General features: G+C 52.0%; 9 protein-coding genes and 1 pseudogene. All 10 read right to left on the bottom strand.

Annotated elements, in window-relative coordinates; all coding sequences use genetic code 11:
- A pseudogene (locus QVO66_RS03830) lies at nt 1-182 on the bottom strand (hypothetical protein); the annotation flags it as partial.
- A 46-nt stretch (nt 183-228) separates the two neighbouring features.
- Nucleotides 229-1,362 carry a hypothetical protein gene (locus QVO66_RS03825; protein ID WP_021854085.1) on the bottom strand — a complete coding sequence of 378 codons (1,134 nt, stop codon included), beginning with the start codon at nt 1,360-1,362 and terminating at the stop codon, nt 229-231.
- Between the two features lie 199 nt (nt 1,363-1,561).
- On the bottom strand, nt 1,562-2,788 hold the full coding sequence (locus QVO66_RS03820; RefSeq protein WP_021854084.1) for a hypothetical protein: 1,227 nt from the start codon (nt 2,786-2,788) through the stop codon (nt 1,562-1,564).
- 141 nt (nt 2,789-2,929) lie between these two features.
- A complete protein-coding gene (locus tag QVO66_RS03815) occupies nt 2,930-3,553 on the bottom strand; it encodes an FHA domain-containing protein (RefSeq protein ID WP_021854083.1) in 624 nt (207 codons plus the stop codon).
- 19 nt (nt 3,554-3,572) lie between these two features.
- Entirely contained in the window at nt 3,573-4,457 is an 885-nt protein-coding gene (locus QVO66_RS03810) for a PP2C family protein-serine/threonine phosphatase (RefSeq protein WP_021854082.1), read from the bottom strand.
- A 53-nt stretch (nt 4,458-4,510) separates the two neighbouring features.
- On the bottom strand, nt 4,511-5,224 hold the full coding sequence (locus QVO66_RS03805) for an FHA domain-containing protein (protein ID WP_021854081.1): 714 nt from the start codon (nt 5,222-5,224) through the stop codon (nt 4,511-4,513).
- Nucleotides 5,225-5,244: 20 nt separating this feature from the next.
- The gene (locus QVO66_RS03800) at nt 5,245-5,865 is read right to left on the bottom strand and encodes an FHA domain-containing protein (protein ID WP_021854080.1); all 621 of its coding nucleotides are present in this window, start codon (nt 5,863-5,865) and stop codon (nt 5,245-5,247) included.
- A 17-nt stretch (nt 5,866-5,882) separates the two neighbouring features.
- Nucleotides 5,883-6,647 carry a caspase family protein gene (locus QVO66_RS03795; protein WP_021854079.1) on the bottom strand — a complete coding sequence of 255 codons (765 nt, stop codon included), beginning with the start codon at nt 6,645-6,647 and terminating at the stop codon, nt 5,883-5,885.
- Between the two features lie 23 nt (nt 6,648-6,670).
- Nucleotides 6,671-7,366 (bottom strand): FHA domain-containing protein, encoded by a 696-nt coding sequence (locus QVO66_RS03790; protein WP_021854078.1) that lies wholly within the window; start codon nt 7,364-7,366, stop codon nt 6,671-6,673.
- A gap of 41 nt (nt 7,367-7,407) precedes the next feature.
- Entirely contained in the window at nt 7,408-8,022 is a 615-nt protein-coding gene (locus QVO66_RS03785) for a UpxY family transcription antiterminator (protein ID WP_164511766.1), read from the bottom strand.
- Between the last annotated feature and the right edge of the window lie 458 nt (nt 8,023-8,480).

The raw sequence follows: 8,480 nt of genomic DNA, 5'->3' as shown, positions 1-8,480 counted from the left end.
CCTGCAGGAGGGGCAACGCGTGTTCTGTATGCTGAGTCAGGAGCCTGGTCGAACGGAGGCATTCCGAAATCTTGTTTTGAGTTAAACTGTGTGCTGTTGCCGTCTTTCGGGCACAACGGACATTCGTCACCATAGATGTTAGAGTCGTATATATGTCCGTTTGGACAAGTTTTCTTAGGCATATTCTTAATTGTTTTTATTGTTTGACTATCTGTGTTATTTCTCTATTTATCCAAGAAACTCCTCATTCTCCATCATGGAGTCGAGCGATTCGCTGTTCTCGTCGGCCTCGGCATCAGCATTGTTTTCGGCCAGGTCGCTGTCGTATTCAATGTTGTCAGGCTCGCCGTATGTTTCGGCTTGTGCCATTGCAGGATCGTCCACTTCGGGAGTGTATGTGCTGTCGTCAGTATAAGTATCGTTCTCGGCTATATATTCTTCAGGCTGTTCGTCGGCAGCATATATGTCGTTTTCGGCTATGTCTTCGTTGAATCCGTCGTCTATACGGCTTTCAGGGTTGGGCAAACCTTCCATTTCGGCTGAATATCTGTCGTTTTCTGCCAGATACTGGTTAGAGTTATATCCGTCTACCAGTCCGTTAGGGTTGTAGTCAGGATTGTTCTCTGCGAAGTCGCCGTGGTATGCCTCGCCGGTCTTCTCGTCTTCAAAGTTGTTGTATATAGGCTCCTGGTTCTGTGCTATATAGTTTTCATTTGCTTGATGCTGTTCATCGTATCCGTTTATCTCCTGTGGGGTGAATCGCTCGTTGGTTACCTGAGCCGTTTCGTGTCCCATGTGTATGTTGTCCGACTCGCTGAGCTGCATGAACTCGTCCTGGTCGAAACGGTTGTTTCCGTTTGAGTCTACGGCGAGCAGGTCAGCCACGCCGTCGCCGTCGCCGTCGGCTATTGCGAATTTATGGCCGTTGATGGTGCCTTCCTCGATAGAGCCTATCTTTGTGTCGCCTACATAGAAGTTTGTGGTTTCGTCCCATGTTACGTTCGGCTCTTCTGCCGCCTGTGCCTCCTCATGATACACTTCTGCCGCCGGTTTTTCCACTATCACCACGTGTTCTGTCGTTGTGTGCGTAGAGGTGTGAGTCTCCTGGGTTTCTTGTGTTTCAGCTTCCTTATATTCACTTCCTGCCTCGGCTCCGCCTATTATGTCTTCAGTTGTAAGCGTCTCGTCTGCCGTCTGTCCTTCAGGCTGTCCTGCCGCATAGGCTGCTCCGCCGGCCACTGCCGCTCCTCCTAAGAAGGCTGCTCCGCCAACAGCTATTCTCTTTGCTGCATTGCTCTTCTGGATGGCTTTATCCTCATAATCCTCAACGTTCATTCCTGGGTTAGTTCCGTTAGTATTCATAATCTTACAGTTTAATGGTTATTTTTTTCGTTTTCTGTTCTCAGAGGCTTCAGCCCTTAGCCGGCCTTGCCTTTATATTAGTATAGATTTGTTTAGGATGACTTTCTTACGGTTAACTCAAAATTTTTTTCAGGCGGGCGTCGTTCATTATAGGAGATATAGCCTGAAAGCCTGCGCATATATTTATTTTTATGTATGCCTATTTGGTTATTTTTATCACGTAGGTTTCAGGGCTGTCGTCGCATACGAGGGCATAGAAGCCGGGTGAGAGATAGGTGAACGATATGCTGCTTATGCCGCCCGACATGTCGGTTGTCGACGGGTCAATGCAGTTGGTCTTTCTTGTCTTGGTGGTGTATCCCTGGCTCTTTGTGCCGTTTTTCAGTTCCACGTTGTCGAGGACTATCAGGTGCCAGCTGCCCTGAAACTTGGCGCCGGCAGCCTTGAAGGTGGTAACGATGCCTTCGGGAAAGGGATACACCTTCTTGTCCACATAGGCCGTGACGCCGTCTTCGGTCATTGTCCTTGCCCTTGATATGGCAAACTCGTTTACGTAGACTCTGCCGGGCTTGTATGTCTCGCCGTCTTCACCTGTGTATGCTGTCCTGTATTCCGTTACGTCGGCTGCCAGTATCTTCTCTTTCGAGCCGTCCTCGTGCAGCAGCGTTACATATTGGTCGTCGGTCTTGGTGCCATAATGCTGAACTGTCATTATGCCGTCCTTGGATGTTCCGTCCTTCATCACTATCGTGTTGACAAATCCTGCCTGACCGAAGAGCGGCTGCGAGAGCGAGCGTGCCACCTTGCGTATCTCGCGTATGTTGCCCATGCCCAGCTCTACCGTTGCCGAACTTGTCTTTACAGCCAGCGTCTGTCCTATCTTCTGCGACACTATGGTTCCGCGGTAAGTCTTTCCTGCCGCCGTCTCCACCTCGTCGTCAACGCCCGTGGCCTCTTCAGCCTCAGGAGCCTTGCGCCTGATTTCCTGTATGTCGTTCCATTTTATGCTGAATGTCGTCGGCACGGCCTGCAGGTAAGTGTCGGTCTGCGCGTTACCCTTTTCAGTCTTCACCACGTCGGTGTAGGTGTAGTTTCCGGTCGTTATGCTGTGCATCATCAGATAGCGCCCGTCGGCGTTTCCCTGCAGAGCCTTCGTCTCCATGGCCCAGCGCTTCCATTCGCGCGGAAGTTTTTCGTATCTTACATATTTGTCTTTCTTCGACTTTATTTCGCCGTCGCTGACCACCAGCAGTGCTTCTGTTGCCTCCATGGTGATGTCCTTGCCAGGTCTCTGAACCACGATGTTGCCCGTAATCTTTGAGCCGTTTTTCATTATCAGGGTGGTTTCCTGCTGTGCGTATGCAGGAATTATGATGGTCAACAGGAGAATAACTGCTGATGCAGTCTTGTATATAGTTGTCCGCATTATTGTTAAAAACGTTTTTATTATTCTGTGTTTTATCTGCTTTCTGCCGGCAGCTGTTGTTGTCATCCTTAATGCCGGTCGGTATTTATGTCAGCCATCCGGCCTTTGGCTTATTGCCCATGCTGCCGGATGTGTTTATTGTCAGTTTATTACAGGCATGTTGTCCGTGCGTGCATTCACGTTGGCCGATGCCTTGGTCTGCCCTGCGTTGCCTTTAGCCTTTACGGCTTTGCCTGCGCTCTGCTTTCTGCTGCTGCGCCTGCGGGTGCTTGCGTCGTTGTCGCCGGTAGCGGCTTTGGTGCCTATGGGTATCGACATCTCCGTGGGGGCAACCTTGTTGGTGGAGTCTTTGTTCCATTCGCCTTTGCCTTGCTCTACATATTCCTTAGGTGCTGCAGGAGCTGCTTCGGGCGCCGGCGTCTGTCCGGCAGACATGAGCCATACTGCAGCAATGATGACAACAACCAGCAGTGAGGATGCCGCAATAATTGTCTTGCGCATTGTTACATAAGGGTCCTTTACCAGGTTCCAGTCGAAGTTCCAGCGGTCTCCGAGCCTTATCTTGTCGTTTCTTGTTACGGGTATGGATGTTCCTTTCAGCATTCTCCTTTCGTTGATGAAGGTGCCGTTGCTGCTTGTGTCGCTTATGGTCATCTTGCCAAGCAGGTTGAACGAGATGACCATGTGGTGTCTGCTCACGTTGTCCCTTTCGTCGGGTATGACAATGTCGCAGTCGTTGCCGCGTCCTACTGTTATTTTCTTCATGCGTTATGTCTATCTTTTTTTATTTCTTCTTCTTTATCAGCCTTATCTGCTCTGACAGAGCGTCCTTTATGCGCCGCATGTAGCTGTACTGGTATGTTGAGTCTTTCTTCATGTCGACAACTATTGCTGTAAGGTTGTCGTGGCTTTCGCCGTTCTGTATGCCTATGGCGTTGACTCTTTCTGTCAGATAGCGCAGGGCTTCGTCGGGACGCTTTGAGGCGTTGAACATCTTTATAATCTCAGGTTCGGGCTCACAGTTCCATATGCCGTCGGAGCAGAGTATGAACCTGTCGCCGGCCCTATAGGGTATCTTCTCCACCTGGACAGCAGCCTGCGGCCTTATGCCCAGGGCCTTTGTTATTATGTTGGAGAAGCTCGACAGGCGCGCCTGCTCTTCGGTCATCAGATTTTTCGCAACCATCTCGAACACCTTTGAGTGGTCGAAGGTTCTGAATATCTTTTTTCCGCCTCTCAGCTGGTAGATGCGGCTGTCGCCTATGTGTGTCAGATATGCCGCCTCGGGCGTTATGGCCACAACCGTCGTCGTGGTGCCCATGCCGCGCAGCGGCGGGGCGTTGAGCGCGCGCCTGTAGATGGCTGCGTTGGCGTTGGCAACGGCGCTGCTTACGGCCTCGGGGCCAATCTTCTCTGCCGGCACTTCGGCCAGGGTCTGCACTATCTCTGTGGCCGCTATGCGCGATGCCGTCTGTCCGCCGTTCATGCCGCCCATGCCGTCGCATACGGTCAGGATGACAGCCCTGCCGCTGACCATGCCGCCGTATGAGTCCTGGTTTTCTTCGCGTCCGCCTATGCCGGAGCGTCCGTATGCCTCGCATGTGTCTGTTGAGGCTATGAGTTTTATTTCTTCAAGGCCGATTGTAGATGTAGGATGGTTATCGTTCATTGTCAAGCGATATATGTTTCTGTATGATGGTTTACGGGCGTGTGGCCGGCGCGTCAGAACATGCCCGATATGACGGTGCGTGACGAGTCGTCGCTGCTGCCCGATGGTGAGTAGAAGTTGTCCTGTATGTCAGCCTCGGGTCGGGCGTCTGCTGCCGTTGCGGCGCTTACGGCCGCCATGCCTGTCTCCTCAAAGCCTTCGTCCTCAAAGAGGCCGGCCGCCTCCACGTTGAATGTCTTTACGAGCAGCTTGTAGTGTCTGCCTATGCTTATGACGTCGTTCTCGTTTACGGTCAGAGTGTTATATCTGGCGTCGGTGCCGTTCACTTCGGTTCCGTTGGCCGAGTTGTAGTCTGTTATGGTCATGTTGAAGCGCACGGGGTTGCCCTCTTTGCGTATGTAGAGTATGGCGTGCTCGGGCGACACAGTATTCTCCCTTAGGCACACGTCGCATCCGGCTGCCTGCCCTATGGCGTTGCGTCCGAGATAGAGCGGAAACATCTCGCCAAGCAGTCCGTGGGATATGGAGAAGAGACAGCCCACTATCACGCGGTTCTGCATGGTTATCTGCCGGATGTCTCTGTCGGCCACGGCTGCGCCTGACGCGCTTTGTGCCTGGAAGCCCTGTCCCTGCGCGCCGGCTATGCACGTGCGGTTGTCGTCGTTGCCCGAACGTGTGTAGAGGCTGCTGAACGCTGCCTCGTCATACTCGCTGCTTCCGGGGTTGTCGTAGTCGACGCCCGGTACTATTGTCTTGTTCTGTGACATAATCTATCGTTGTTCAGTGTTTACACCATTTGAAACCTCATCAGGGTTTCGCCCATCTTTATCATGTCGCCCGTCTTCAGGCTGTAAGCCTTGCCCTTGGGTATGGCATGCCCGTTGACGTATACGGGGTTTTCTGTCTTCACGGATGTTATCTGGTAGACAATCTGCCCTGCGGGCGTTTTCACGGTACGCATGCCTGCATGTATGCGGCTCATGGCTATGTCGGGTGTTATCTTTATCTGTGCGGTGCTGTCAGAGCTCTTGCGTCCCAGGTTGTAGTAGTTGCCGTGGGGCAGGCTAATAGTGCCGAAGCTCATGCCCTGGAAGCTCACCTGCAGTATGCCCTTGCTCTTCTGCTGCAGTTCGGGTATGAGCTTTGTCTTCAGTCCGCCGTTGAGGCCCTCTACCACCACCGTCTTGTCTCCCTGTCCGTTGATGACCGACGTGGGCAGTCCCTGGGGCTCGCCTCCTGCCGTAACGGGGGCGCCTGATGCCGGCGCTGCCATGGTCTTCTCAGAGTGCTGCTCCTGCAGTATCACGCTGAACGGCACCTTGTATGAGCATTTGGGACAGCAGAATGTTTCGGGCGGACGGCGCTGAAGCTCGAATCGCCGGCCGCAGTATGGACATTTTATTATCATTGTTGCTATAGTTGTTTTTATTTTACGTAAACGACCACCATGCTGTCGTCGAATTTACCCCACATTTGCGGATGCTGCTGGCCTTCAGTGTCGCTGATTACTCTCGGGTTGACATAGTTGAACAGCTCGCGCGCCGTAACCTTCCTGTCGCCGTTCCTGTCGGCGGCGCCCCTGAAGGCCTCGAGTATGCGGCTGATGAAGAATGAGTTGGTCATGTCGGGACTTTCCCACGAAACCTCGTTGGCGCGGCTCGACGTGTAGAGCATCACGCTTGTCTTCTGCGTGCTGCGCCGCGGCGTCCTGCCGCCGTTGCTGTTCTTCAGCGTTAGTCCTCCCGAATAGCATGCCATGGCCAGAATCACCTTGCGGCGGGCCTTGGCCGACTTCATGATGTTCTGTATCTCGTTGTATGTGATGAGGCTCGAGGCGTCTTTGGTATCGTAGGTGGTAAGTCCGCCCTGCACGCCGTGGCCGCTGTAGACGAAGATTATCTCGTCGTTGGGCGTAGACTTGGCAAACTCCGACTTGAGCACTCTCAGTATGTGGTCGCGCGTGGCGTTAGAGTTGAGCAGCATGAACACGCTGCTGCCGTTGTATTTGTAGAAGAAGCGCGACACGGCACGGGCGTCGCCAACCGAGCAGGGCAGGGGCGGGGCCACCTGCGGATACTTGTATTCGCCTATGCCGACCGACACCACGTAGGTCTTCTGCGGAAATGCCGCTGCTGCCAGCAGGAGCATCAGCGACAGCGATATCAGCTTAATCATGCTTGTGTGTTTCATAATATGATGTCTTTTTAAGGTTGTTATTTTCCCTTGAACTTGCACTTGCAGCTGCTGTTGGGGCATTTGCCCTCGGCCAGGATGTTCTCATAGAGCTTTGTGCCGAAGTGGTAGCCGCACTTTGGGCAGCAGTATTTCTTCCTGAAAAAGCGCTCGTTCTGGTCCTTGCGCTGTATGAGGCTGCGGTTCTTCACGTCAACTATGATCCACGAGAAGCCTATGGCTATGATGCTGCCTGCCACCTTGATGGCGGCGCTGGCGGTGGTGTCGCCTGCAAAGTCCTTGGGCAGAAGCATCGTCAGCAGTATGGCAAAGATACTTCCCAGCGACAGCGACGCCATTCTCATCATCATTATGTTCGACGTCTTGGCCTCGAGCGACATCTTGTTGCGGTTGTAGGTTTCGTAGATGTTGCGCAGCTCGCTTATGTCCACGGCGTCGTCGGTCTTGGGCGGCTGCTGCGCCATAAGCTCCTTTATGCGGAAGGTGTGTCTTGCCCCGAGGCGCACAAGCGTGTTGAGGCTCACCGGAACCTCGCCCGTAAGCCGCTTGAAGCTGCCGCTGGCCGACATTATCCATGTGCCGTTGGTCGAGTTGTTGTCTCTAAGGGTCATTTTGCCGGTGGCCTCGTCAAGATGAAACAAGGCATGCTCGCGGCTTATGCTTGGTTCGGTCAGTTTAAATGGCTGATTACCAAATTTACCGATTAAGATATCCATATCTGTTTAAAATATATTTGCTGTAGATATAATTTGTTTCTTTACTGTTCTGTGACTTTTTGTAAAAATGCCTTCGGGACGTATGCCGTCACTATCGTGCCGAAGCCATTGATGGTTACCCCCACGCGGGTTTGCCTTTTTACGCGGCAGACAAAGCCGCTGAATCCGGTGAACTTACCGCTTATTATCTTCACCTTGTCCCCCTTGGATATGTCGCTCTCAGTGTCGGAGATGAACATCTTGTTCTCGTCTTCAGTTTCATACCATTTGAGGAAAGACTCCATCTGGTCGTCGGGAACTATGAGCGGCTTTATTCCGCTTTTGCCTATCGGACAGCCGTTTTCGTCTTTGTTGGGGATATAATAGTGATGAAGAAAACTGAGCCCGGGGCTTCCCACGTATTTTCTTATCATTCTCTCGGTGGTGTGTACAAACAGAAAGTTGGGTATCAACGATTCTGTTATCAGCTTGCGCTTGCCGCCTATTATGCGCATTTTGTTGGTTACGGGCAGGAACACTTCTATGTTTTCTGCCTCAAGTATGTCTTTGGCTTTTCTCTCCTGTCCGTATGCAGCCCTCATCAGGAACCACACAGCCTCCTGGTCGGGCTTGTCGGGCGGGTCGGCACTTTGTCTCCGGACACTACGGGGGGACACCCCTTTAGCTGATTTACACGTTCTGGGGGACACATCGGAGGCAAATCCGGTGTTTGAGGTTTGCCCGCCTCGCCGGGTGTTCTCATTAGACAACGAGCACATTTTGTCTTAGCGTATTGCGGTTAAGCGCTAAATACATAATTAAAAGACACACCCGTCAGGAAATGTTTGCTCAATTCTCAGATAACAAAGCTTATGCCTGTAAATATCTTTAAGTTAGTAACAAGTTGCAGGTAAATGTCTTTAATATGCAAAATAAGTAAATTGTATACCTTATCCGGTGTTAGCCTGATGGGCCTTGCACTTGAGGCCCCGACCACATTCTGTCACCAGCAGGACCTTATGCCCGCCGTTATCAGTGAACTGTGTTCAGCTTCACCGGAGGTAACAGATATATTAGTTCGTCGACAAAATTAAATAAAAACCTTAATTCCGCAACACATATTGTTAGAAATAAA

This window comes from Prevotella sp. CAG:255, from assembly GCF_000431195.1.
GTDB lineage: Bacteria > Bacteroidota > Bacteroidia > Bacteroidales > Bacteroidaceae > Prevotella > Prevotella rara.
Note: the sequence above shows the minus strand (reverse complement) of the source record. Positions and strands in the feature narration are given on the sequence as shown.

What these genes read in the sequence shown, in the direction of transcription:
- QVO66_RS03800 (WP_021854080.1), bottom strand. Translation starts at nt 5,865, where the DNA reads ATGATAATAAAATGTCCATACTGCGGCCGGCGATTCGAGCTTCAGCGC.
- QVO66_RS03790 (WP_021854078.1), bottom strand. Translation starts at nt 7,366, where the DNA reads ATGGATATCTTAATCGGTAAATTTGGTAATCAGCCATTTAAACTGACC.
- QVO66_RS03820 (WP_021854084.1), bottom strand. Translation starts at nt 2,788, where the DNA reads ATGCGGACAACTATATACAAGACTGCATCAGCAGTTATTCTCCTGTTG.
- QVO66_RS03810 (WP_021854082.1), bottom strand. Translation starts at nt 4,457, where the DNA reads ATGAACGATAACCATCCTACATCTACAATCGGCCTTGAAGAAATAAAA.
- QVO66_RS03815 (WP_021854083.1), bottom strand. Translation starts at nt 3,553, where the DNA reads ATGAAGAAAATAACAGTAGGACGCGGCAACGACTGCGACATTGTCATA.
- QVO66_RS03795 (WP_021854079.1), bottom strand. Translation starts at nt 6,647, where the DNA reads ATGAAACACACAAGCATGATTAAGCTGATATCGCTGTCGCTGATGCTC.
- QVO66_RS03805 (WP_021854081.1), bottom strand. Translation starts at nt 5,224, where the DNA reads ATGTCACAGAACAAGACAATAGTACCGGGCGTCGACTACGACAACCCC.
- QVO66_RS03825 (WP_021854085.1), bottom strand. Translation starts at nt 1,362, where the DNA reads ATGAATACTAACGGAACTAACCCAGGAATGAACGTTGAGGATTATGAG.